Raw genomic sequence first — 22547 nt, forward strand, 5'->3', positions numbered from 1 at the left:
TACAGCGGCGCGTCGTTTCAGACGCGCAAAGGACACTGCAACAGTTTGAATCGACGCATCGTGCCTTCCGAAAATCGAAGCCGATTTTCGGGCCGATGCGCTAGCCATCGGAGCGGCGCAGCACCGCCGCATAGAAACCGTCGAGCCCGCCGGAGAAGGGAGGGTCGAGCGGCAGCATCGCCGGCGTCGTGCGGAACTCGCCGATCGCGGTGATCGCCGCCTCGAGTCCGGGCCAGTCGGACGGGGCGATCGGAACGCGCTCGCAAAGTCCATCCCCAAGGACGCGTTCAACGACCTCTTCGCCTTCGCGCGGGTCCAGCGAGCAATTGGAAAAGACCACGATACCGCCAGGTTTGACGACGCTCAGCGCATGGCGCAGCAGCCGTTCCTGCAGCCGGGCGAGCTTTTCGATGTCCTCCGGCCCTTTCGTCCAGAGCACGTCCGGATGGCGGCGCGTCGTGCCGGTCGATGAACAGGGGGCATCGAGAAGCGCCGCGTCGAAAAGCTCTTCCGGGCGGAAATCCGCCATGTCGGTCTCTTTCGTGCGGGCTTCGAGGCCGAGGCGCTGAAGGTTGCCCTTGAGCCGCCGCAACCGGCTGGAGGACTGGTCGAGCGCCGTCACCGTCGCCCCGGCGAGAATGAGCTGGGCCGTCTTGCCGCCCGGCGCCGCGCAGAGATCGACGACGGCTTTGCCGGAAAGATCGCCGAAAAGCCGCGCCGGTATGGAGGCGGCCGCGTCCTGCACCCACCAGGCCCCTTCCGCAAACCCCGGCAGGGACGGGATCGTACCGGAGAAATCGCCGAGCCGGACGGAGCCGGTCGGCAGCACCGTGCCGCCGAGACGCTCGGCCCACCCGGCGGGGTCGGACTTCACCGTAAGGTCGATCGCGGCGGGAACGAGCTGCGCCTCGGACATGCCTTCCGCCTCAGCGCGGCCGTAATGGGCGACGAGTCGGTCATGGAACCAGGCCGGAATGGCGGGCACGGCCTGCATGTTTTCGAGAAGTGCATCCTTCTCGCGCGACAGCCGTCTGAGGACCGCGTTGACGAGGCTGGCGAAGCGGCGATTGCGCGGATCCGACTGCGCCTGCTCGACCGCGAGGTCGACGGCGGAATGATCCGGGATGTCGAGATAGAGAATCTGTGCCGCAGCGACCGTCAGCACATGCTCGAGCGCGCGCGCGCCCTCGGGGAGCGGGGTCTGCAGCAGCGAATCGATCGCGGCGCGGATCCGCGGCAGGTGCCGGAGCGCCGAATTGAGGATGGCGCGCACCAGCGCGCGGTCGGCATCATTGAGCTCGCGATAGGCCGGATTGCCGTGCTCCTGGTCGAGCATGCCGTCGAGCGACGTCTTGCGATCGATCACAGCCGCCAGGATCTTGGCGGCCGCCTGACGGCTCTTCAGGCCCGGTTTGGCCTGGGCGCTGGCATCGGGCCGCTCACTTCCCATCCGGGAGGGCTTGTTCGATCGGGATCGTTTCGGACGTGAATCGTTTTGTCTGTCTTCGGGCATCAGGACCAGGGGCCTTTCGGCGGTTCGGAACCACCGCGACCCCAGCCGGTTCTCGGGACAGAGCGCGATTTGCGCACCGCATTATCAGGGCGCGCCGGCGCCGTCGAGCCCGTCGACATCTCGCCCGCCATCCGCTCGAGCGCGGCGACGCGATTCTCCGTGTTCGGATGGGTCGAGAAGAGGTTGTCCATGCGCTCGCCCGAAAGCGGATTGATGATGAACATGTGCGCCGTCGCCGGATTGCGCTCCGCGTCCTGGTTGTGAATGACATGGGCTGCCCCGGCGATCTTCCGGAGCGCCGAGGCGAGCCAGAGCGGATTGCCGCAGATCTCGGCGCCGCGCCGGTCGGCCGAATATTCCCGCGTGCGGCTGATCGCCATCTGCACCAGCGCGGCGGCAAGGGGCGCGACGATCATCGCGATCAGCACGCCGATGAAGCCGAGCGGATTGTTGTTCTCGCGGTTGCCGCCGAAGAAGAAGGCGAAATTGCCGAGCATCGAGATGGCACCGGCGAGCGTCGCCGTCAGCGTCATCGTCAGCGTGTCGCGATACTGGATATGGGCAAGCTCATGCGCCATGACGCCGGCGACTTCCTCATAGGAGAGCGACTGCAGCAGGCCGGTGGAGGCGGCGACCGCAGCATTCTGAGGGTTGCGGCCGGTGGCAAAGGCGTTCGGCTGCGGGCTGTCGATGACATAGACGCGCGGCATCGGCAGACCGGCATTCTGCGCCAGATCGCGCACGATGCCATAATATTCCGGCGCACTGCGTTCGTCGACCTCCTGGGCCCGATACATCCTCAGGACCATGCGATCGGAATTCCAATAGGAGAAAAAGTTCATGCCCGCAGCCATGACCATGGCGATCATCATCCCGCCCCGGCCGCCGATGACATAGCCGACGGCCATGAAAAGGGCCGTCATGAAGGCAAGCAACATTGCAGTGCGCACGAGATTCATGGATGAGCTCCAGGCATTCTTAGATCACTTCATTCGGCGACGAGGCGCGGCGGACCGGCTCGGCGTGTCCATGCGATCTCTCCCCAAACGTTTCACGTGAATCAGGGTTCCGCTTTGACGGAAGCGACTTATATGATGGGGATCAAACCCCCGTTCTTCAATATCGTCAGGGAAATCCGGCTGTCACATGCAGAACGACAATGACAATTCACCCGATCATCCGAAGCGGCCGCTGTCACCGGCCGCGCTTCGTGCCTTGAAGGAGGCGGAGGAGCGACGCCGCGCCGAGCAACAGGCGGCGATCCCGGAGGAGTTCGGCGGTCGCGGCGGTCTCGATCCCGCCCGTTTCGGCGACTGGGAGATCAAGGGCCGAGCAATCGACTTCTGAGGCATTTTCAATCCGCGGCGGAGATAGTTTCGCTCTCGAATCGAAAGCTCGCCGTGGCTAAAAAGTAGCCGGTCATCGATAGTTAGTTGTCAGACATGCATAAGCTCATAGCCATTGAAGAACCGCAAATTTGGCGCGGTGCCATCTTTCGTGTCAAAGGCTCCTATCCTTATGAAGAAACCGTTGACTTCATGGTCGTCGAGACAGGGGATGAGAAGCGTCCGTTAGGCATCATGGTGGCGACTGGTTACCATGCGGGACACACGTTCGTTCACCTCCCGCCGGAAGCATTTGTCTTGCGGACCGTATCCATCTCCGCCGCGTGGCTCAAAGCCAATTGGGCAGAATGGATCTATCCGGAATGCCCTATCGAAGAAGTCCTCTACTTGGAGCGCTATCAGGCCTGACAGCCTCGCCGAGGCTATTTGTGCATCGGGCCGCTGAGCGGCCCGATATCTTCTGCTGGTGAATTCGCATCACGCCCGGTTCTGCCGATTGGCAATCAGGTCGTCGACGACCGTCGGATCGGCGAGCGTCGAGGTATCACCGAGCGAACCGAAATCGTCCTCGGCGATCTTGCGGAGAATCCGACGCATGATCTTGCCGGAGCGGGTCTTCGGCAGGCCGGGCGCGAACTGGATCTTGTCCGGGGTGGCGATCGGCCCGATCTCGGCGCGAACGTGCTTGACCAGCTCCTGGCGCAGCTCATCGCTGCCGGCTTCGCCCGCCATCAAAGAGACGTAGCAATAGATCCCCTGTCCCTTGATCGAATGCGGATAGCCGACAACGGCCGCTTCGGAAACGAGGTGGTGCGAGACGAGCGCCGATTCGACCTCCGCCGTGCCGAGGCGATGGCCCGAGACGTTCAAGACGTCGTCGACGCGGCCGGTGATCCAGTAGTAGCCGTCTTCGTCGCGGCGGCAGCCGTCGCCGGTGAAGTACTTGCCCTTGTAGGTGGAGAAGTAGGTCTGGATGAAGCGCTCGTGGTCGCCATAGACGGTGCGCATCTGCCCCGGCCAACTGTCGGTGATGCAGAGATTGCCGTCGGCCGGCCCGTCGATGACATTGCCTTCATTGTCGACGATCTGCGGCTGGACGCCGAAGAAGGGCCGCGTCGCCGAGCCGGGCTTGAGATCGGTCGCGCCCGGCAGCGGCGTGATCAGGATGCCGCCGGTTTCCGTCTGCCACCAGGTGTCGACGATCGGCGAACGCTCCTCGCCGACGACGTGGTAATACCACTCCCAGGCTTCCGGATTGATCGGCTCGCCGACCGTGCCGAGCAGCCGCAACGACGCGCGCGACGACCGTTTGACGAAATCGTCGCCGGCGCCCATCAGCGAGCGGATCGCCGTCGGTGCGGTATAGAAGATGTTGACCTTATGCTTGTCTATCACCTCCCAGAAGCGGCCGGCATCCGGGAAGTTCGGCACGCCCTCGAACATCAGCGTCGTCGCCGCGTTGGCGAGCGGTCCGTAGACGATGTAGGAGTGACCGGTCACCCAACCGACATCGGCCGTGCACCAGTAGATATCGCCGTCATGATAGTCGAAGACGTATTGATGCGTCATCGAGGCGTAGACGAGATAGCCGCCGGTGGTGTGCAGCACGCCCTTCGGCTTGCCCGTCGAACCGGAGGTGTAGAGGATGAACAGCGGGTCCTCGGCGCTCATCTTCTCCGGCGGGCAATCCGGCTCGACGGTGGCGATCTCCCGGTGATACCAGACGTCGCGACCCGGCGCCCACGGAACCTTGCCGCCGGTGCGACGCACGACCAGCACCTTGTTGACCATGACATGCTGCCGGGCGGCGATGTCGATCGCCCTTTCGGTATTTTCCTTGAGCGGCACCGGCTTGCCGCCGCGCAGGCCCTCGTCGCAGGTGATAACGAAGGTGGATTCGCAATCGACGATGCGGCCGGCCAGCGCTTCCGGCGAGAAGCCGCCGAAGACCACCGAGTGGATGGCGCCGACGCGGGCGCAGGCGAGCATCGCATAGGCCGCCTCGGGGATCATCGGCATGTAGATGGTGACGCGGTCACCCTTTTTGACGCCGTGCTTTTTCAGGACGTTGGCGAGCCGGCAAACCTTGTCGTAGAGCTCGTTATAGGTGATCTTCTTGTCGACGTAGGGATTGTCGCCTTCCCAGATGATCGCCGTCTTGTCGCCATGCGTCTTGAGATGCCGGTCGATGCAATTGTAGGAGACGTTGGTCAGCCCGTCTTCGAACCACTTGATCGCGACATTGCCCTCGAAGGTCGTGTTCTTGACCTTGGTATAGGGCGTAAACCAGTCGATCCGCTTGCCATGCTCGCCCCAGAACTTGTCCGGATCGGCGACACTTTCCTCGTACCATTTCTGATAGTTCGCGTTGTCGATGAGCGAGCGGTTCTTGGCCGCTTCCAGGACCGGGTAGGTCTTGACGGACATGTTTTTCCTCCCTGAATTCAGGCTCGGGCGGCACTCCAACCGCCGGTTTGGACGATTCATAGCAGGTCGCATCCCGACCGCAATTAGACAAAAGCACATTCGAAAGTGAAGAATTGCAATTTCGAGACAACAACGATATAGAACGCTCAAATCCCGGAAATCAGTGGTAGACTCCACGGCCCGCGACACCGGCGCGGACGGACAAAAGGACTATATCCATGGCTCAGCAATTGCTTATGCCCAAGGCAACGGCCGTCTGGCTCGTTGACAACACCGCACTGTCGTTCGACCAGATCGCGCAGTTCTGCAAGCTGCACCCGCTCGAAGTCAAAGCGATTGCCGACGGTGAATCGGCGCAGGGCATCAAGGGTCTCGATCCGATTGCTACCGGTCAGCTTTCGCGCGACGAGATCGCCCGCGGCGAGGCAAATACCAACCACAAGCTGAAGCTCTCCGAACCGAAGGTTCGCGTTCCGGATTCGAAGCGCAAGGGACCGCGCTACACGCCGGTCTCCAAGCGCCAGGATCGTCCGAACGCCATTCTCTGGCTGGTGCGCAACCATCCGGAACTGAAGGACGCGCAGATCTCGCGCCTCGTCGGCACGACGAAATCGACGATCGAGCAGATTCGCGAACGCACCCATTGGAACTCGGCCAACCTGACGCCGATGGATCCGGTAACCCTCGGCCTCTGCTCGCAGATCGACCTGGACCTCGAAGTCGAGCGCGCTGCCAAGGGCCGGCCGCTACCGACGGCGGCGGAAGTCGGCGCGACGCTCGAAGCGGCACGGGAAACCGAGAAGCTCGACTACAGCTTCGACCGCGAGGAAGAGAAGGAAATCGACGCCGATGCCGTCTTCGCCAAGCTGAAGTCGCTGAAGTCGGATCGCAAGGACGAAGACGAAGACGACAATTTCTGATCGCCTCGCCGCCGATTGGATAAACCCGGATCGCAGGTGAACCGACACCCGAAAGTTGGACATCCAACTTCGGGGGTCAGTTCATCAGGCCGGGTTTTTTTGTTGGCTTTTCGTGAGGCCCTACGGTTCGGAACTTGCCGCTAATCAGTAGGCCGAGCCTGACGAATCATGGAGGTTGTGGCGTTCGGTGCCCTGTAGCGGTGGATTGAAGATGCTGACGAGGATCAGGTCCTTGTCGCTGCCGCCGCGCAGATAGTGCTTGTCGTGCTTGTCGAGCACATAGATGTCCCCCTGGCGGATCGGAAAGACATTGCCCTCCATGTCCTCGACCTCGCCTTCGCCGGCGATGCAATAGCAGGCTTCGAGGTGATTTCGGTACTGAAGCAGCGATACCGTATTGGCCCGCACGACCGTGTGACAGACAGTGAAGCCCATGCCGTCCCTTTCCGTCAGCAGGCGGTGGCTGGTGCCGCTGCCCCACTCGACAAAATGATCGGTGGTTTCGACATCCTGCAGGCTGCGCACGAACATGGCCTTCTCCTCGTGTAAGGGAATTTGACAAAAACCGCGAAAGAGATCCCGGTCGATCGCGACGAATGCCTTTATTCGCTTGATTTCCGTTTGATACAAACGATGATTCCTCATCGGATAGTTGAGGAGAATTTACATTATGATGCCTCCCTTCGGCGCACTCCGCGCCTTCGAAGCCGCCGCCCGCCTCGCGAGCTTCTCGCGGGCCGCCGACGAGTTGCATGTCACCCATGCCGCCGTGAGCCATCAGATGCGGCAGCTGGAGGAATGGTTCGGCCGCCCGCTGTTCCTGCGCGAAAAGCGCGGCGTTCGCCTCGCGCCCGAGGCCGAACGGCTCGCCGAAGCCCTGTCGGTCAGCTTCGAACGGATTGCCGCAGAAGCGGAAGCCTTGAAGCTCAGGACGAAGTCGGAAATCACCGTCGCCTGCATCCCCTCGATCGCGACGCGCTGGCTGATCCCGGCGCTCGGCGCTTTCCTCGCGACCCATGCCGACGTCACCATCAAGGTGATCTATGCCACGGCCGCGCAACGCCTGCGCGAAACCGGCTGCGATGTGCTGATTACGCTCGGCGCCGACACCTCCGACGGCGTCATTTGCGAGCGGCTCTTTTCCCGCGTCAACCGGCCCGTGGCCAGTCCGCGCTATCTTGAACGGAAGGGTGGGTTGAGAGATGCGCAGCGGATCGCAGCGGCGGATCTCCTGCACGACGAGACGGTGGCCCACTGGCAGCAATGGTTCGCCCGGGCGGGCGTGAGCCCGCCGGGGCCACCGAAAGGCCCGGTCTTTCAGGATTTCAATCTGCTGGCGACGGCCGCCATCGCCGGCCATGGCGTCGCGCTCTGCCCGGTCGAGGTCTGCCGGCGCGAGATCGAGAACGGCGACCTCATCGTGCTTTCCGAGACGTCGATCCTCGACGAGGAGAGCTATTTCCTGATCAGTAGGGCCACGCGCCAGAAGGCCGCATCCACCTTCTGCACGTGGTTCAAAGGCGTCGTCGAACTGCAGGCGGGCTGATGTCGCGCGTCAGATGCCGATGCCCCTGGCGTGAAGCGCCGCGGTGATCTCATCGAGGATCGCCGGATCGTCGATCGTCGCCGGCATTTTCCAGGGCTGCCGGTCGGCGATCTTCTGGATTGTCGCGCGCAGGATCTTGCCGGACCGGGTCTTCGGCAGCCGCTTGACGCAGATCGCGGTTCGGAAGGCGGCGACGGGGCCGATACGCTCGCGCACGAGACCGATGACCTCCTTCTCGATATCCGATGTTTCACGGGAAACATTCGCGTTGATCACCAGGAAGCCGGCCGGAATCTGCCCTTTCAGCGGGTCGGCAATGCCAATCACGGCGCATTCGGCGACGTCCGGATGGCTGGCGCAGACCTCTTCCATCGCCCCGGTCGAGAGCCGATGACCCGCGACGTTGATGATATCGTCGGTACGGGCCATGATGAAGACATAGCCATCCTCGTCGAGGTAACCGGCGTCGGCCGTCTTGTAGTAGCCGGGATATTCCTCGAGATAGGCGGCGCGAAAGCGGTCGTCGGCGTTCCAGAGGGTCGGCAGGCAGCCGGGCGGCAGCGGCAGCTTGACCACCACATTGCCGAGCGTGCCGGCCTCGACCGGATGGCCGGCGTCATCGAGGACCTGGACGTCGTAGCCGGGAAGGGGTACGGCGGGAGAACCGTATTTGACCGGCAGCAAGCCGAGGCCCAGCGGATTGCCGGCGACCGGCCAGCCCGTTTCCGTCTGCCACCAGTGGTCGATGACCGGTACGCCGAGCGCCCGCTCGGCCCAGCGGATCGTGTCCGGGTCGGCGCGTTCGCCAGCGAGATAGAGCGCGCGGAAGGACGACAGGTCGTAGCGCCCCACATGGGCGGCTTCCGGGTCCTCCTTGCGGATTGCTCTCAGTGCCGTTGGCGCGGTGAACATGACGGCGACGCCGTGCTCGGCGATGATCCGCCAATAGGTGCCGGGGTCGGGCGTGCCGACCGGCTTGCCTTCGAAGAGGATCGAGGTGCTGCCGTTGAGGAGCGGGCCGTAGACGATATAGGAGTGCCCGACCACCCAGCCGATGTCGGACGCCGCCCAGAAGACCTCGCCGGGCTGCACCCCGAAGAAGTTCTCCATCGACCATTTCAACGCGACCATATGGCCGCCATTGTCGCGCACGACGCCCTTCGGTTGGCCGGTGGTGCCGGAGGTGTAGAGGACATAGAGAGGATCGGTCGAAGCGACCGCCGCACAGGCCGCTTCCTCGCCGGCTTCCTTCGCCGCGGCAAGGGCGGCGGCGAAGTCGATATCCCGGCCGGGCACCATTCCGGCGGCAAGCATGTCGCGCTGGAAGATCAGGCAATGGGCAGGCTTGTTGCTGGCAATGTCGATCGCCTGATCGAGCAGCGGCTTGTAGGCGACAGTGCGGCCGGGCTCGAGGCCGCAGCTTGCCGAAACGATGAGCTTGGCCTGGCAATCGTCGATCCGGACGGCGAGCTCGTTGGCGGCAAAGCCGCCGAACACCACCGAATGTACCGCGCCGATCCGCGCCGCCGCCAGCATGGCGATCGCCGCTTCGGGGATCATCGGCATGTAGATGATGATCCGGTCACCCTTGCCGATGCCGAGCTTTGCATAGACCGCAGCCATCGCCTTCACGTCGGCAAGGAGCGCCGAATAGGAGATCTTGTCGATTCTGCCGGTGACCGGACTATCGTAGATGAACGCCGTCTGCTCCCCGCGACCCGCCTCGACATGGCGATCGAGGCAGTTGTAGCAGCTGTTGGTGACGCCATCCGTAAACCAGTGACCGTAAGGTCCGCGTTCGGCGTCAAAGATGCGGCGCGGCCTTTCGAACCAGTCGATCGCGTCGGCGGCCTCGGACCAGAAGCCGCTCGGATCGGCTTTCCATGCGGCATACACTTCGGAATAGCGGCTGGCCATATCCGTTTTCCTCCACTGACCTTCCGGACCGTTCAGCCCGGCTCCTCGGCTCTGAAGGATAGGCGCGTGAGGGGAAAGGTGAACCCCGACGAAAGAGTAGTGAATCGGAGTGGATCAGAAATAGCTCTCGGGTTGCCGCGTCACCCGCAACCAATCAACGCGTGCCGAAAATGGCCGACCCGACCCGGACGCTGGTAGCGCCGAAAGCGATGGCCGTTTCGAAATCGCCGGACATGCCCATCGACAGCCGCGTGAGGCCGCAGCTCATCGCGAGCTTTTCCAGCAAGGCGAAATGCGGACCCGGATTCTCGTCGACGGGCGGGATGCACATCAGCCCTTCGATATCGAGGCCGAGCTCCGAACGGCAGAGGTCGACGAAGGCACCGGTCTCTTCCGGCGCTATCCCCGCCTTCTGCGGTTCGAGGCCGGTATTGACCTGCACATAGAGCCGCGGCTTTCGGTCCTGTCGCTTCATCTCGACGGCGACGGCGCGGGCGATCTTCTCCCGATCGATCGTTTCGATCACGTCGAAGAGGGCGACGGCATCGGCCGCCTTGTTGGATTGCAGCGGACCGATCAGGTGCAGTTCGACATCCGGCGTCTCGGCCTTGAGCTCCGGCCATTTGCCCTGCGCTTCCTGGACGCGATTTTCGCCAAAGACACGCTGGCCGGCAGCAATCACCGGGCGGATCGCCTCGGCATCGAAGGTCTTCGAGACGGCGACGAGCGCGACGGCTCCTTCGGCCCGGTTCGCGGCGGTTTCGCTCATGCGAATCCGGCTCATGACATCGTTCAGCCGTTCCTGCACGTCCATTCTGCGCTCCTTGCGGTGTCGAGGCCCGCCAAGCGGATTATTGGAACTTGCCGTGCTTGCCAAGCCCGACGAAGCCGAGGGCCGTCAAATGGCCCAAAGTGCGACGCCCCGGGCCTTCAAAACTTGACGGTCAGGCGGTTTCGTGATGAAGGTCAGGCCAGCTATTACGAGGGCGCTTCGAGCGCCGAAAAATTTCCGGAACATCGACAGAGACATGGCTACCGAACGATACAATCCGCGTGATGCCGAACCGCGCTGGCAGCAGGAATGGGACGCACGCAAGGTCTTCGAGACGCAGAACGACGATCCGCGTGAAAAATATTACGTGCTCGAGATGTTTCCCTATCCGTCCGGGCGGATCCACATGGGCCATGTGCGCAACTATACGATGGGCGACGTGGTCGCCCGCTACAAGCGCGCCCGCGGCTTCAACGTGCTGCATCCGATGGGCTGGGATGCCTTCGGCATGCCAGCCGAGAACGCGGCCATGGAACGCGGCGTGCATCCGGCCGGCTGGACCTACCAGAACATCGCCGCGATGAAGGCGCAGCTCAAGGTCATGGGCCTGTCGCTCGACTGGAGCCGCGAGTTCGCCACCTGCGATCCCGACTATTATCAGCGGCAGCAGTACCTGTTCCTCGATTTCCTGGAGAAGGGCCTGGTCTATCGCCGGCAGTCGAAGGTCAACTGGGACCCGGTCGACAATACCGTGCTCGCCAATGAGCAGGTGATCGACGGCCGCGGCTGGCGCTCGGGCGCGCTGGTCGAACAGCGCGAGCTGGTCCAGTGGTTCTTCCGCATCACCGATTTCAGCCAGGAGCTGCTCGACGCGCTCGATACGCTGGATCAGTGGCCGGAAAAGGTGCGGCTGATGCAGAAGAACTGGATCGGCCGTTCCGAGGGGCTGTTGCTGCGCTGGGAACTGGACCCGGCGACGATCCCCGGCGAGAGCAAGGAGCTGACCGTCTACACGACGCGTCCGGACACGCTGTTCGGCGCCTCCTTCCTGGCAATCTCCGCCGACCATCCGCTCGCCAAGGAAGCCGCCGCCAAGAATGCGGCGATCGACGCCTTCTGCGAGGAGTGCCGGCGCGCCGGCACCTCGCTCGCTGCGCTCGAGACGGCCGAGAAGAAGGGCATGGATACAGGTATCCGAGCTCGGCATCCCTTCGACCCGGATTGGGAACTGCCCGTCTATGTCGCCAATTTCGTGCTGATGGACTACGGCACGGGCGCCATTTTCGGCTGCCCCTCCGGCGACCAGCGCGACCTTGATTTCGCCCGTAAATACGGCCTGCCGGTTGTCCCGGTGGTGATGCCGAAGGATGCCGATGCGGCGACCTTCGCCATCGGCGACGAGGCCTATACCGGTGACGGGGTGATGATCAACTCGAGCTTCCTCGACGGGCTTTCGATAGACGAGGCCTTCGAGACCGTCGCCTCGAAGCTCGAGAAGGAAATGCTGGACGGGACGCCGCGCGCCGAGCGCAAGGTCAACTTCCGCCTGCGCGACTGGGGGATTTCGAGGCAGCGCTATTGGGGCTGCCCGATCCCGGTCATCCATTGCGAAGATTGCGGCGTCGTTCCGGTGCCGAAGGCGGACCTGCCGGTCACGCTGCCGCCGGACGTCACCTTCGACAAGCCGGGCAACCCGCTCGACCGGCACCCGACCTGGCGCCACGTCGCCTGCCCTGAGTGTGGCAAGGATGCGCGCCGGGAAACCGACACGATGGACACCTTCGTCGATTCCTCCTGGTACTTCACGCGCTTCACCGCGCCCTGGGAGGACAAGCCGACCGATCCGAAGGCCGCCAATCACTGGCTGCCGGTCGATCAATATATCGGCGGCATCGAGCACGCGATCCTGCACCTGCTCTATTCGCGCTTCTTCACCCGCGCCATGAAGGCGACAGGCCACGTGGCGCTGGACGAACCGTTCAAGGGCCTGTTCACGCAAGGCATGGTGGTGCACGAGACCTATAGCCGCGGCGAGGGTGCGCAGCGCGAATGGATCACGCCGGCGGAAATCCGCATCGACGAGGTCGACGGCCGTCGCCGTGCGGTGCTGCTCGAGACCGGCGAGGAAGTCGCCATCGGCTCGATCGAGAAGATGTCGAAGTCGAAGAAGAACGTCGTCGATCCGGACGACATCATCGGCTCCTACGGCGCCGACACGGCGCGCTTCTTCGTGCTGTCCGATTCGCCGCCGGACCGCGACGTGATTTGGTCCGAGGCCGGCGTCGAGGGCGCGCACCGCTTCGTCCAGCGCGTCTGGCGGCTGGTCGGCGAGGCCGCGGGGAGCCTTCGCGGCGTTAATGCTTCGCCGGCTAAGGAGGGTGACGGCCTGGCAGTTTCCCAGGCCGCCCATCGCACCCTGCGCGCCGTCGAAGCCGATTACGACAAGCTTGCCTTCAATAAGGCGGTCGCCCGCATTTATGAGCTGGTGAACGTTCTCGCCGCGCCGATGACCCTGGTGGCGGCCGGCAAAGCCGACGCGACGCTCACCGCTGCCGTCAAGGATGCCACGACGATCCTGATCGACCTGATCGCGCCGATGATGCCGCATCTCGCCGAAGAGTGCTGGCGCGAGATCGGCGGCGAAGGGCTGATCGCCGAACGTCCGTGGCCGGCCTTCGATGCGGCGCTCGTCGTGGAGAACGAAATCACCTTGCCGGTGCAGATCAACGGCAAGAAACGCGCGGATTTGACAATCGCGCGCGACGCAGACCAGAGTGCGATCGAAAGCGCCGTCCTCGTGCTTGACGCCGTCAAAGCGGCGCTCAACGGCGCCAGCCCGAGAAAAATCATCGTCGTGCCGCAAAGGATCGTCAATGTCGTCGTCTGAGAAAGCTGGCCTTCGTCTCCGGTTCCTTGGCTTGGCTGCCGGTACGGCGCTGCTGACAGCGGTCGCCGGCTGCCAGGTCCGTCCGCTCTATTCCGACGGGCCGACCGGCGCGACCTCTGCGGCGCTTGGCTCGATCGAGATCTCCGAAGCCGACGACCGGGTCGAGCAGGAAGTGCGCAATGCATTGATCTTCCTGGCCGCCGGCGGTCAGGGCGAACCTGTCAACCCGCAATACCATCTCGCCCTCAACGTTTCGCACCGGACGATGGGCGTGCTTTACGACGATGCCGAGGACCGCGCCGCGGCCGGCCGCATCGTCGTCAAGGCGGACTACAATCTGACGAGGACCGCCACCGGCGAAACGGTGAAGGCCGGCTACCGCTCGGCGGTGGCGCTGGCCGATTTCCCGGAGCAGGAATTCGCCAAGGTCCGCGCCGTCCGGGACGCCGAAAATCGCGCTGCCAAGGAACTGGCGGAGCTCATCAGGGCCGACATCGCCGCCGCCCTCGGCCGCTGACACCGGTATTCCGATGAGCGAGGTCAAGTCGCACGAATTCGACAGCTTTCTCAATCGAGGCGCGTCGAACTACCGCCTTTTCCTCCTCTATGGTCCCGATCGCGGCCTCGTCTCCGAACGCGCCGCCCAGCTTGCCGGCCGCTCCGGTGTCGCCCTCGACGATCCCTTTGCCGTCTTGAAGCTCGATGCGGCGGAGCTGCAGCAGGGTGCGGGCAGGGTGCTCGACGAGGTCAACGCCATCGGCCTCTTCGGCGGCGAAAAGCTCGTCTGGATCCGCGGTGCCTCAACCGAAAAGGCGATTGTCGAGGCCCTGCAGATCCTCGCCGCCGAGAGCCCGACCGGCAGTACGCTCATTGTCGAGGCCGGAGACCTCAAGAAGGGTGCAGCCCTTAGAAAGATTGGCGAATCGTCCCGGGCCGTCGCCTCCATCGCCTGCTACAGCGACGACGCCCGCAGCCTGCATGCGCTGGTCGACAAGGAGCTCGCCGATGCGGGTCTGCGGATAAGTCCGGCGGCCCGCGAGCGGCTCCTCGAAGCGCTTGGCGGCGATCGCATCGCGTCGCGCAACGAAGTGCGGAAGCTCGCGCTCTACTGCCGCGGCAAGGACATGATCGACGAGGAGGATGTGCTCGCCATCGTCGGCGACGCCAGTGCCATCTCGGTCGACGACGCGGTCGATGCTGTGCTCCAGGGCGATGTCGATGCGCTCCTGCACGCTATGAAGAAGATCACCACCTCTAAAACCCCGGCCTTCCTGGTCCTCCAGGCCTGCCTGAGGCAATTCCAGCAACTGGATGTCATGCGCGCCGAAATGGACGCGAGCCGCCAGTCGGCGAGCCAGGTGATTGCCAGCCTTGGCCGCGGGCTGCACTTTCGTCGCAAGCCGATCGTCGAGGCTGCGCTCCGACATTGGACCGCCCCCGCGATCCGTCGCGAACTGGCCCGGCTTCAGGCGACCATCTACCAAAGCCGCGCCCGCCAGAGCCTTGAGGAAAGCCTCGTGCTACAGAACCTGCTGGCGATAGCGATCCAATCGGCAAGGCGCTGAGTGGTACTGCGCCACCGGAACGATACCTCAACAGCAACGCAGTTGCCGAGCGGCCGCGGACTGCAAGCAGCACAGGCGCATCAGCGAGGCGGGTCTGAAGAGACGCGGAACCCGTTAGAGTTTGAATGCATGGCGGGACCGGAACTATTCATCCAGCCCGCCCAAGGGAGGGAAGGGGAGTGCCCATTAAGGGGACGAGTAGAGCAGCAGCGCGTGCCTCAGCGTCGCTCGAGCAGGCGGCAAATCTCTTCCAGCTGGTCGAGCGTCTTGTAGGCGATCCGCAGGTGGCCGCCCGAGGCCTTGTGGCTGACGGTGACCTCCAGCCCGAGGCTGTCCGATAGTGTCCGCTCCAGCGCCAGCGTATCGGCATCCTTTTCGTCGCGATGCCGCCCCTTGGCGAAGTTGGGGTCGTTCTGGGCCTTGATGTCATTCTGCGCGAGACGCTCCGCCTCGCGCACCGAAAGGCCCTTGGAAACGATCGAGCGCGCCAGCGCCACCGGGTCGGACGTCGGCACCAGGGCGCGCGCATGACCGGCCGAGAGGCTGCCGTCGGAAAGCATGTCGCGCACCGGCTCCGGCAATTTGAGCAGCCGCAGGCTGTTGGCAACGTGGCTGCGGCTCTTGCCGATGATGTCGCCGAGATCGTTCTGCGTATAGCCGTGTTCGGCGATCAGCTGTTCGTAACCAAGCGCTTCTTCGAGCGGATTGAGATCCGAACGCTGGACGTTTTCGACGATGGCGATCTCCAGGGCCGTCCGGTCGTCCACATCCCGCACGATCACCGGTATTTCGGTGAAGCCCGCAAGCTGTGCCGCCCGCCAGCGCCGCTCGCCGGCAATGATCTCGTAGCGCTCGTGGCCGACGGTGCGAACCACGACGGGCTGGACGATGCCATGCTGCCGAATCGAGTTGGCGAGATCCTGCAACTCCGCCTCATCGAACTGGCGGCGCGGATTGCGCGGGTTGCGGGAGACGAATTCGATCGGCACGCGCCGGTCCGGGCTGAACGCACTTGCCGGCGCCGCCCCGCTTTGCAACGGCTGATCCATCTCGCCGATCAAGGCGGCCAGACCGCGACCGAGGCGTCTTTTGGAGCTGTCGTCGTTCATTCTACACCCGATTGATTACGATACCGAAACGATCAGGCAGCCTTGCGCTGCCGCTCCCGTTGAATGACTTCCGAGGCCAACTGCAGATAGGCCTGGCTGCCGGCGCATTTGAGATCATAGAGAATGGCCGGCTTACCATAGGACGGCGCTTCTGAAACGCGGACGTTCCGGGGGATCAAGGTGTGATAGACCTTCTCGCCGAGATGCGTGCGGACATCGCTGACCACCTGCTGGGCCAGATTGTTGCGCGAATCGAACATGGTGAGCACGATCCCCTGGATATCCAGGCTTGGATTGACGGTCCGTCGGACCTGGTCAACCGTCTCCAGCAGCTGGCTCAGACCCTCGAGGGCAAAGAATTCGCACTGGAGCGGCACGAGAACGGAATGCGCCGCGGCCATGGCATTCATCGTCAGTAGGTTGAAGGAGGGCGGGCAATCGACGAGCACATAGGAATAGGCGAGAGCCTCCGGCGCGGCAAGCGCCTTGCGCAGGCGAAACACCCGATCGGATTCCCGTGAAATCTCCATCTCGACGCCGAGGAGGTCCATAGTCGACGGCACGATCGCAAGGTTCGGCACGGCCGTTTCGCGGACAATCTCGCCGATCGGATGGCTGCCCATCATCAGCTCGTAGGATGACAGGTGCCTGTCACGACGTTGAATGCCGAGCCCGGTGCTCGCGTTGCCCTGCGGATCGAGATCGACGATCAGGACCCGTTCGCCGATGGCCGCTAGGGCTGTCGCCAGGTTGATCGCGGTCGTCGTCTTGCCGACGCCGCCCTTCTGATTGGCAATGGTGATGATCCGATTTCTTGGGCCAAACATGCTTCGCTCGCCTATCACTTCGTGCGACGTGAAAGATTTGCAATCTCGAGCACAACCGAATCCGGCTCGACGACACTTGCATGTTTTACCAGATCGAATTCAAAGCGGCTAACGGCTTTGTCTATTTCCTGCTGATAATCCCGGCCTTTGTGAAAGAAAGCGACGGTTTGTGGTTCGTCCGGAAGCATCCAGGGCGCGCAATAGTCCAGCAACTGACTGAGATCGGCGAGCGCACGGGCCGAAATCGCGTCGCAACGGGGAATTACCGAAGGCGCTTGCTCGATTCGAATCGGATGCACCGATCCGCGCCCGCCGGTTTCATTGAGGGCGACGCGCAGGAAGGCGGCCTTCTTGTTGTTGCTTTCAACGAGATGCACCCAGCCGTCGGAATGCTCGGAGAGGCAGATGGCGGTGATGACGCCCGGGAAGCCGCCGCCGCTGCCGAGATCAACCCATGTCTTCGGCGAAGGGGAAAGCTGAAAGATCTGCAGGCTGTCGGTGATATGGCGCTGCCACAGATCTTCCAGCGTCGATGGCGCCACGAGGTTGATCGACTTCGCCCACTTCTGAAAAAGTCCGGCGAAATGCTCCAGCTTGTCGAGCGTTTCACGTGAAACACGCAGCGCTTTCATGCGCTCGGCAGGACTCGCTTTCATTGCGCGGACCCCGCCACACGCTTCATTCCGCGCTCCTGTCGCCGCAGCCAGGACAGAAGCAACGACACAGCGGCCGGCGTCATGCCGTCGACCTTCATCGCCTGGGCCAAGTTTCGCGGCCGCTGCTGCGCCAGCTTCTGCTTCAACTCATTCGAAAGCCCGGGCAAGTCGGAATAGTCGAAGTCATCCGGGATCATCGCGCTCTCCTCCCGCCGGATGCCGGCGATATCGGCGGCCTGGCGTTCCATATAAACGGCATAGGCAGCGTCTATTTCCAAGGCCTCGGTGACACGCCGATCGATAGCATCAAGCTGCGGCCACAGGGGCTTCAGCCCCTCAATCGACTGGTCCGGATAGGACAGGATGTCGAAGGCCGAACGCCGTTGGCCGTCCTGATTGAGTTTCAGCCCAAAGCGCTTGCCTTCGGTGGGCGTGACCGACAGCGATTGCAGAAGCGTGCGGCCCTCGTCATAGGCGCCCTTCCAGGACGCGAAGCGCGTGCGGCGCGCCTCGCCGACACAACCCAGTTCGATCCCGAGCGGGGTCAAACGCATGTCGGCATTGTCGGCCCGAAGCGACAGCCGGTACTCCGCCCGCGAAGTGAACATCCGGTAGGGTTCGGCAATGCCGCGCGAGGTCAGATCGTCGATCATGACGCCGATATAGGAATCCGTGCGGCTGAAAACGAAGGGCTCGCGACCCGTCGCCGCCAGCGCGGCGTTCAGGCCAGCCCCCAGCCCCTGCGCCCCGGCCTCCTCATAGCCTGTCGTGCCGTTGATCTGGCCGGCCAGGAAGAGGCCCGGCATTTTTTTTACGGCGAGCGAAGGCTGCAGCTCGCGGGGATCGACATGGTCGTATTCGATGGCGTAGCCCGGTTGGAGAATCCCGACATTTTCCAGACCCGGGATGCTGCGGATGAAAGCCTCCTGCACATCCTCCGGCAAGGACGTCGAAATGCCGTTGGGATAGATCGTGTCATCGTCGAGCCCCTCCGGCTCGAGGAAGATCTGGTGACCGTCGCGTTCGCCGAAGCGGACGATCTTGTCCTCGATCGATGGGCAATAGCGTGGACCGACTCCTTCGATCTGGCCGGAATACATTGCCGAGCGGTGGATATTGTCGGCAATGATCTTGTGCGTCGCCTCCGTCGTCCGAGTGACGCCGCAATCGATCTGGCGGTTCACGATCGTGTCGGTCATGAAGGAAAATGGCACCGGGTCCTCGTCCGGTCCCTGCCGCCCGACGCGATCCCAGTCGATCGTCCGGCCATCCAGTCGCGCCGGCGTACCGGTCTTCAAGCGTCCGAGGCTCAGGCCGAAGCGGGAGAGCGTCTCCGACAGCCCGAGTGACGGCTCCTCGCCGACCCGGCCCGCCGGAATCTTGCGGTCACCGATATGAATCAGACCCTTGAGAAATGTGCCGGTCGTCAACACCACTGCGGCGGCGCGAAAGACGCGGCCGTCTTTCATGATCACGCCGGCGACGCCATCGCCTTCCGTCAGGAGATCATAGGCATCGCCTTCGACGACCGTCAGATTCTCGATAGCGTCGATCGCCCGCTGCATCGCCTCTCTGTAGAGCCGGCGATCCGCCTGGGTGCGCGGCCCCCTGACCGCAGGGCCCTTGCGCCTGTTGAGCATTCGGAACTGAATGCCGGCCGCGTCGGCGACGCGGCCCATCAACCCATCCAGGGCGTCGATTTCGCGGACGAGGTGACCCTTGCCCAAACCGCCAATCGCGGGGTTGCAGGACATCACCCCAATCGTCTCTTTCCGATGGGTGACCAGGGCAGTCTGCGCGCCAAGCCGCGCCGCCGCCGAAGCCGCCTCGCAGCCGGCATGGCCGCCACCAATCACGATGACATCAAAGCTCGTCATAGACACTCCCGCTTGCTCGGGTCTTGAATCTCAATTCGCCGCATTCAGTCAAGGCGTTTCACGTGAAACGCATCGCCCTGACTCGCTATTGTTGCATTCCCGGTTTTACTTGCCGATGCAGAACTCCGAGAATATCACGTCGAGCAAATTCTCGACATCGACGCGGCCGGTGATCCGGCCGAGCGCATTGCTTGCAAGGCGAAGCTGTTCCGCCCGGATGTCAAGGCCATTCGCCGCCAGGCTGCCCGCCAGAGCAGCGCTCGCCTGACGTAGGCAGTCCACATGGCGCTTGCGTGATGGCATGGACAGCGCCGTCCGGCCTGCCAGATCGGGAAGATGCATTTTCACCAGCTCCAGTAGATCAGCGATGCCGTCGCCCGTCTTCATCGACAGGAACACATCGGCTTGCGCAGCCGACCAATGCGTTTCTGTCCGATCGATCTTCGTCGCCACCCGGATCACCGGGACATTCTCTCCGACCGGTTCGTTCCAGACGAATCCGTCCGGTTTTTCCGATAACAGCAGGACAAGATCGGCATGACCGATAACTTCCCGTGCCCGCCGAATGCCCTCGCGTTCGACGATCTCGTCCGTTTCGCGAAGCCCCGCCGTGTCGAACAGCTTCACGGAGAATCCGGCTAAGGAAAGGTCTACCGACAGAACATCTCGGGTCGTGCCGGCGATCTCGGTGACGATCGCAATATCCCTCTGGGCGAGTGCGTTGAGGAGGCTCGATTTTCCGGCATTCGGCTTGCCGGCGATGACGATCTTCAAGCCGTCGCGAATGATCTCGGCCAGACCGGCTTCGTCGATATGTGCGTCTATTTCCGCCTGGAGCCTGGCGATGTCAGTCCAGATCGTTTCGCTGACGGCGCCGGGAATGTCCTCTTCGTCAGCGAAGTCGAGCTCCGCTTCGATCATCGCACGCGCATGCGTCAAGCGGCGTGCCCAATCCTGGTAGACGGCCGACTGCCCACCGTTCGACTGCTCGACCGCGAGCCGACGCTGCATCTCGGTCTCCGCCGTGATCAGGTCCGCCAAGCCTTCCACTTCGACGAGATCCATCTTGCCGTGCTGGAAAGCGCGCCGTGAGAATTCGCCCGCCTCGGCGTGCCGCAATCCGTCGAAGCCAGCCAGTTCGTCGAGAACTGCATGCACCACCGCCCGCCCACCATGGACCTGCAACTCGCAGCAGTCCTCCCCGGTAAAAGATGCCGGGCCGGGAAAGTAAATCGCCAGGCCGTTGTCCAGCATGTCACCGTTTCGAGTCCGAATCGTTCTGAGCGAGGCGGTGCGCGGCTTTGGCAGAGGGCCGCAGAGCCGCTTGAGCGCATCGGCCGTCGCCGGTCCGCTGATGCGAATGACGGCGACGCCGGCCGGCAAGGTCCCGCTCGAGAGCGCGTATATCGTATCCGTGAACTGCATCGGCTTATTCAGCACCGTCGGCGCACCGCTCGAACCTGCGCGCCGCGTCGGCCTGCTTTCTCTGTGTAGAGGTTCCATCAGCCGCCTTAGACGGCAACCACATCCACGACGCCTGGACGCATCACGGCTGTCCGGCATTGGAACGGGAGCGCAGACTTATGCCTGCCTCGCGGCCAAAAATCAAGGTTGCCAGGCAGATACGGGATCAGTGGTTGTTTCACGTGAATCACTGCGCGAGTTCAGGCACTCACGGTGGTGCTGAGCGGCGCCGCAGGATCAACCTGGCTAACGACACAGAACCCAACAAAATGGCCGGGATCGGATAAATCCCGGCCATCAAGAACGCTTGCGATCGGCGATCGATCAGGTGTTCATCGAATCGAAGAAATCGCCGTTGTTTTTCGTCTGCTTCAGCTTGTCGATGAGGAACTCGATCGCGTCGGTGGTGCCCATCGGTGCGAGGATGCGGCGAAGCACGAAGATCTTCTGGAGGTCCTGGCGCGGCACGAGCAGATCCTCCTTGCGGGTGCCGGACTTCAGGATATCCATCGCCGGGAAGATGCGCTTGTCGGCAACCTTGCGATCGAGCACGATTTCCGAGTTACCGGTGCCCTTGAACTCTTCGAAGATGACTTCGTCCATCCGGCTGCCGGTGTCGATCAGCGCCGTGGCGATGATCGTCAGCGATCCGCCTTCCTCGATGTTGCGGGCAGCACCGAAGAAACGCTTCGGACGCTGCAGCGCATTGGCGTCGACTCCGCCCGTCAGCACCTTGCCGGAGGACGGAACGACGGTGTTGTAGGCGCGGCCGAGGCGGGTGATCGAATCGAGAAGAATGACGACGTCGCGGCCGTGCTCGACGAGGCGCTTGGCCTTTTCGATCACCATTTCGGCGACCTGGACGTGGCGCGTCGCCGGTTCGTCGAAGGTCGAGGAAACGACTTCGCCCTTCACCGAGCGCTGCATGTCCGTCACTTCTTCCGGCCGTTCGTCGATCAGCAGAACGATCAGGTAGCATTCCGGATGATTGGCGGTGATCGAATGGGCGATGTTCTGCAGCAGGACCGTCTTACCGGTCCGCGGCGGCGCGACGATCAGGCCGCGCTGGCCCTTGCCAAGCGGCGCCACGAGGTCGATGACCCGGGCGGACAGGTCCTTCGACGTCGGCACCTCGAGTTCCATCTTGAACCGCTCGTTCGGGTAGAGCGGCGTCAGGTTGTCGAAATGAACCTTGTGGCGGATCTTTTCGGGATCGTCGAAATTGATCGTGTTGACCTTCAGCAGCGCGAAGTAGCGCTCGCCTTCCTTCGGGCCGCGAATCGGACCTTCGACCGTATCGCCCGATTTCAGCGAGAAACGGCGGATCTGCGATGGCGAAATGTAGATGTCGTCCGGACCGGGCAGATAGTTTGCGTTCGCCGACCGAAGGAAGCCGAATCCGTCCTGAAGGACCTCGACGACGCCTTCACCGATGATCTCGATGTCCTGCGAGGCAAGATTCTTGAGGATAGCGAACATCAGCTCCTGCTTGCGCATGGTGCTGGCATTTTCGACCTCGAGTTCTTCGGCAAAGGCGAGGAGATCCGTCGGTGTTTTGTTCTTGAGGTCTTGAAGCTTCATTTCAGCCATGAAGAGTCCATGATTTATAGGGGGAATAGGAGGAGGCGTGAGATTCGTAAGGGAGCTGCGAGGGGAAGGGCAGACTCTAACTTCTTCACAGGCCTTGGGATGAAGGAGATGGGCGAAAATAGCGATTCACG

The 22547-nt window shown here is 63.0% G+C and carries 19 protein-coding genes; 7 read left to right on the forward strand and 12 right to left on the reverse strand.

The window, feature by feature from the left end; genetic code table 11:
- Window positions 1-100 precede the first annotated feature (100 nt).
- Both RHIBR816_RS0108290 and htpX read right to left on the reverse strand, forming a co-directional pair.
- Complete coding sequence (locus RHIBR816_RS0108290) at window positions 101-1513, reverse strand: RsmB/NOP family class I SAM-dependent RNA methyltransferase (protein ID WP_026186767.1); 1413 nt, start codon at window positions 1511-1513, stop codon at window positions 101-103.
- Window positions 1513-2472, reverse strand: coding sequence for a zinc metalloprotease HtpX (gene htpX / locus RHIBR816_RS0108295; RefSeq protein ID WP_018236067.1), 960 nt, complete (start codon window positions 2470-2472; stop codon window positions 1513-1515). Before htpX ends, RHIBR816_RS0108290 begins: the two co-directional genes overlap by 1 nt.
- Before the next feature lie 187 nt (window positions 2473-2659).
- On the opposite strand from htpX, the gene RHIBR816_RS0108300 reads away from it, so the two are divergent.
- Window positions 2660-2860 carry a DUF1674 domain-containing protein gene (locus RHIBR816_RS0108300; protein ID WP_018236068.1) on the forward strand — a complete coding sequence of 67 codons (201 nt, stop codon included), beginning with the start codon at window positions 2660-2662 and terminating at the stop codon, window positions 2858-2860.
- 95 nt (window positions 2861-2955) lie between these two features.
- Complete coding sequence (gene imm45 / locus RHIBR816_RS0108305) at window positions 2956-3267, forward strand: Imm45 family immunity protein (protein ID WP_018236069.1); 312 nt, start codon at window positions 2956-2958, stop codon at window positions 3265-3267.
- A 69-nt stretch (window positions 3268-3336) separates the two neighbouring features.
- Here the strand turns inward: imm45 and acs are convergent, their stop codons facing one another.
- On the reverse strand, window positions 3337-5286 hold the full coding sequence (gene acs, locus RHIBR816_RS0108310) for an acetate--CoA ligase (protein WP_018236070.1): 1950 nt from the start codon (window positions 5284-5286) through the stop codon (window positions 3337-3339).
- A 218-nt stretch (window positions 5287-5504) separates the two neighbouring features.
- Between acs and RHIBR816_RS0108315 the strand changes: the two genes are divergently transcribed.
- Window positions 5505-6206 (forward strand): DUF1013 domain-containing protein, encoded by a 702-nt coding sequence (locus RHIBR816_RS0108315; protein ID WP_026186769.1) that lies wholly within the window; start codon window positions 5505-5507, stop codon window positions 6204-6206.
- A 144-nt stretch (window positions 6207-6350) separates the two neighbouring features.
- On the opposite strand, the gene RHIBR816_RS0108320 is transcribed toward RHIBR816_RS0108315, so the two are convergent.
- Window positions 6351-6737 carry an ectoine synthase gene (locus RHIBR816_RS0108320; protein WP_026186770.1) on the reverse strand — a complete coding sequence of 129 codons (387 nt, stop codon included), beginning with the start codon at window positions 6735-6737 and terminating at the stop codon, window positions 6351-6353.
- Window positions 6738-6876: 139 nt separating this feature from the next.
- Between RHIBR816_RS0108320 and RHIBR816_RS0108325 the strand changes: the two genes are divergently transcribed.
- Window positions 6877-7752, forward strand: coding sequence for a LysR substrate-binding domain-containing protein (locus tag RHIBR816_RS0108325; RefSeq protein WP_018236073.1), 876 nt, complete (start codon window positions 6877-6879; stop codon window positions 7750-7752).
- A gap of 9 nt (window positions 7753-7761) precedes the next feature.
- On the opposite strand, the gene RHIBR816_RS0108330 is transcribed toward RHIBR816_RS0108325, so the two are convergent.
- The gene (locus RHIBR816_RS0108330) at window positions 7762-9669 is read right to left on the reverse strand and encodes an AMP-binding protein (protein ID WP_018236074.1); all 1908 of its coding nucleotides are present in this window, start codon (window positions 9667-9669) and stop codon (window positions 7762-7764) included.
- 154 nt (window positions 9670-9823) lie between these two features.
- A complete protein-coding gene (locus tag RHIBR816_RS0108335; RefSeq protein ID WP_018236075.1) occupies window positions 9824-10483 on the reverse strand; it encodes a YggS family pyridoxal phosphate-dependent enzyme in 660 nt (219 codons plus the stop codon).
- A gap of 214 nt (window positions 10484-10697) precedes the next feature.
- On the opposite strand from RHIBR816_RS0108335, the gene leuS reads away from it, so the two are divergent.
- Genes leuS through holA form a run of 3 tightly spaced genes read left to right on the forward strand, consistent with a single transcriptional unit; the run spans window position 10698 to window position 14893 of the window.
- Window positions 10698-13328 carry a leucine--tRNA ligase gene (gene leuS, locus RHIBR816_RS0108340; protein WP_018236076.1) on the forward strand — a complete coding sequence of 877 codons (2631 nt, stop codon included), beginning with the start codon at window positions 10698-10700 and terminating at the stop codon, window positions 13326-13328.
- Window positions 13315-13845: an LPS assembly lipoprotein LptE gene (lptE, locus tag RHIBR816_RS0108345; RefSeq protein ID WP_026186771.1), complete on the forward strand. Its 531-nt coding sequence runs from the start codon at window positions 13315-13317 to the stop codon at window positions 13843-13845. The genes leuS and lptE overlap by 14 nt, the downstream gene beginning before the upstream one ends.
- A gap of 13 nt (window positions 13846-13858) precedes the next feature.
- Window positions 13859-14893 carry a DNA polymerase III subunit delta gene (gene holA / locus RHIBR816_RS0108350; RefSeq protein ID WP_018236078.1) on the forward strand — a complete coding sequence of 345 codons (1035 nt, stop codon included), beginning with the start codon at window positions 13859-13861 and terminating at the stop codon, window positions 14891-14893.
- Window positions 14894-15111: 218 nt separating this feature from the next.
- Here holA and RHIBR816_RS0108355 read toward each other — a convergent pair whose 3' ends face one another.
- From RHIBR816_RS0108355 to rho, 6 genes are all read right to left on the reverse strand, one after another.
- Window positions 15112-16002, reverse strand: coding sequence for a ParB/RepB/Spo0J family partition protein (locus tag RHIBR816_RS0108355; protein ID WP_018236079.1), 891 nt, complete (start codon window positions 16000-16002; stop codon window positions 15112-15114).
- 32 nt (window positions 16003-16034) lie between these two features.
- Window positions 16035-16829, reverse strand: a complete 795-nt coding sequence (locus tag RHIBR816_RS0108360; RefSeq protein WP_018236080.1) for a ParA family protein — start codon at window positions 16827-16829, stop codon at window positions 16035-16037.
- Between the two features lie 14 nt (window positions 16830-16843).
- Complete coding sequence (gene rsmG, locus RHIBR816_RS0108365) at window positions 16844-17485, reverse strand: 16S rRNA (guanine(527)-N(7))-methyltransferase RsmG (RefSeq protein WP_026186772.1); 642 nt, start codon at window positions 17483-17485, stop codon at window positions 16844-16846.
- Window positions 17482-19362 carry a tRNA uridine-5-carboxymethylaminomethyl(34) synthesis enzyme MnmG gene (gene mnmG / locus RHIBR816_RS0108370; protein ID WP_018236082.1) on the reverse strand — a complete coding sequence of 627 codons (1881 nt, stop codon included), beginning with the start codon at window positions 19360-19362 and terminating at the stop codon, window positions 17482-17484. Before mnmG ends, rsmG begins: the two co-directional genes overlap by 4 nt.
- A gap of 105 nt (window positions 19363-19467) precedes the next feature.
- On the reverse strand, window positions 19468-20787 hold the full coding sequence (gene mnmE, locus RHIBR816_RS0108375) for a tRNA uridine-5-carboxymethylaminomethyl(34) synthesis GTPase MnmE (RefSeq protein ID WP_018236083.1): 1320 nt from the start codon (window positions 20785-20787) through the stop codon (window positions 19468-19470).
- Window positions 20788-21150: 363 nt separating this feature from the next.
- The gene (gene rho, locus RHIBR816_RS0108380; RefSeq protein ID WP_018236084.1) at window positions 21151-22416 is read right to left on the reverse strand and encodes a transcription termination factor Rho; all 1266 of its coding nucleotides are present in this window, start codon (window positions 22414-22416) and stop codon (window positions 21151-21153) included.
- Window positions 22417-22547: the final 131 nt, after the last annotated feature.

Origin of the sequence: Ensifer sp. BR816, assembly GCF_000378985.1 — a bacterium.
Classification (GTDB): domain Bacteria; phylum Pseudomonadota; class Alphaproteobacteria; order Rhizobiales; family Rhizobiaceae; genus Sinorhizobium.

Bases quoted from the DNA above. Each gene is read 5' to 3' on its own strand.
- rsmG (WP_026186772.1), bottom strand. From the start codon at position 17,485: ATGAAAGCGAGTCCTGCCGAGCGCATGAAAGCGCTGCGTGTTTCACGT.
- leuS (WP_018236076.1), top strand. From the start codon at position 10,698: ATGGCTACCGAACGATACAATCCGCGTGATGCCGAACCGCGCTGGCAG.
- htpX (WP_018236067.1), bottom strand. From the start codon at position 2,472: ATGAATCTCGTGCGCACTGCAATGTTGCTTGCCTTCATGACGGCCCTT.
- mnmG (WP_018236082.1), bottom strand. From the start codon at position 19,362: ATGACGAGCTTTGATGTCATCGTGATTGGTGGCGGCCATGCCGGCTGC.
- RHIBR816_RS0108320 (WP_026186770.1), bottom strand. From the start codon at position 6,737: ATGTTCGTGCGCAGCCTGCAGGATGTCGAAACCACCGATCATTTTGTC.
- RHIBR816_RS0108315 (WP_026186769.1), top strand. From the start codon at position 5,505: ATGGCTCAGCAATTGCTTATGCCCAAGGCAACGGCCGTCTGGCTCGTT.
- RHIBR816_RS0108360 (WP_018236080.1), bottom strand. From the start codon at position 16,829: ATGTTTGGCCCAAGAAATCGGATCATCACCATTGCCAATCAGAAGGGC.
- imm45 (WP_018236069.1), top strand. From the start codon at position 2,956: ATGCATAAGCTCATAGCCATTGAAGAACCGCAAATTTGGCGCGGTGCC.
- acs (WP_018236070.1), bottom strand. From the start codon at position 5,286: ATGTCCGTCAAGACCTACCCGGTCCTGGAAGCGGCCAAGAACCGCTCG.
- RHIBR816_RS0108290 (WP_026186767.1), bottom strand. From the start codon at position 1,513: ATGCCCGAAGACAGACAAAACGATTCACGTCCGAAACGATCCCGATCG.
- RHIBR816_RS0108300 (WP_018236068.1), top strand. From the start codon at position 2,660: ATGCAGAACGACAATGACAATTCACCCGATCATCCGAAGCGGCCGCTG.
- RHIBR816_RS0108335 (WP_018236075.1), bottom strand. From the start codon at position 10,483: ATGGACGTGCAGGAACGGCTGAACGATGTCATGAGCCGGATTCGCATG.
- lptE (WP_026186771.1), top strand. From the start codon at position 13,315: ATGTCGTCGTCTGAGAAAGCTGGCCTTCGTCTCCGGTTCCTTGGCTTG.
- RHIBR816_RS0108325 (WP_018236073.1), top strand. From the start codon at position 6,877: ATGATGCCTCCCTTCGGCGCACTCCGCGCCTTCGAAGCCGCCGCCCGC.
- RHIBR816_RS0108330 (WP_018236074.1), bottom strand. From the start codon at position 9,669: ATGGCCAGCCGCTATTCCGAAGTGTATGCCGCATGGAAAGCCGATCCG.
- RHIBR816_RS0108355 (WP_018236079.1), bottom strand. From the start codon at position 16,002: ATGAACGACGACAGCTCCAAAAGACGCCTCGGTCGCGGTCTGGCCGCC.
- mnmE (WP_018236083.1), bottom strand. From the start codon at position 20,787: ATGCAGTTCACGGATACGATATACGCGCTCTCGAGCGGGACCTTGCCG.
- rho (WP_018236084.1), bottom strand. From the start codon at position 22,416: ATGGCTGAAATGAAGCTTCAAGACCTCAAGAACAAAACACCGACGGAT.
- holA (WP_018236078.1), top strand. From the start codon at position 13,859: ATGAGCGAGGTCAAGTCGCACGAATTCGACAGCTTTCTCAATCGAGGC.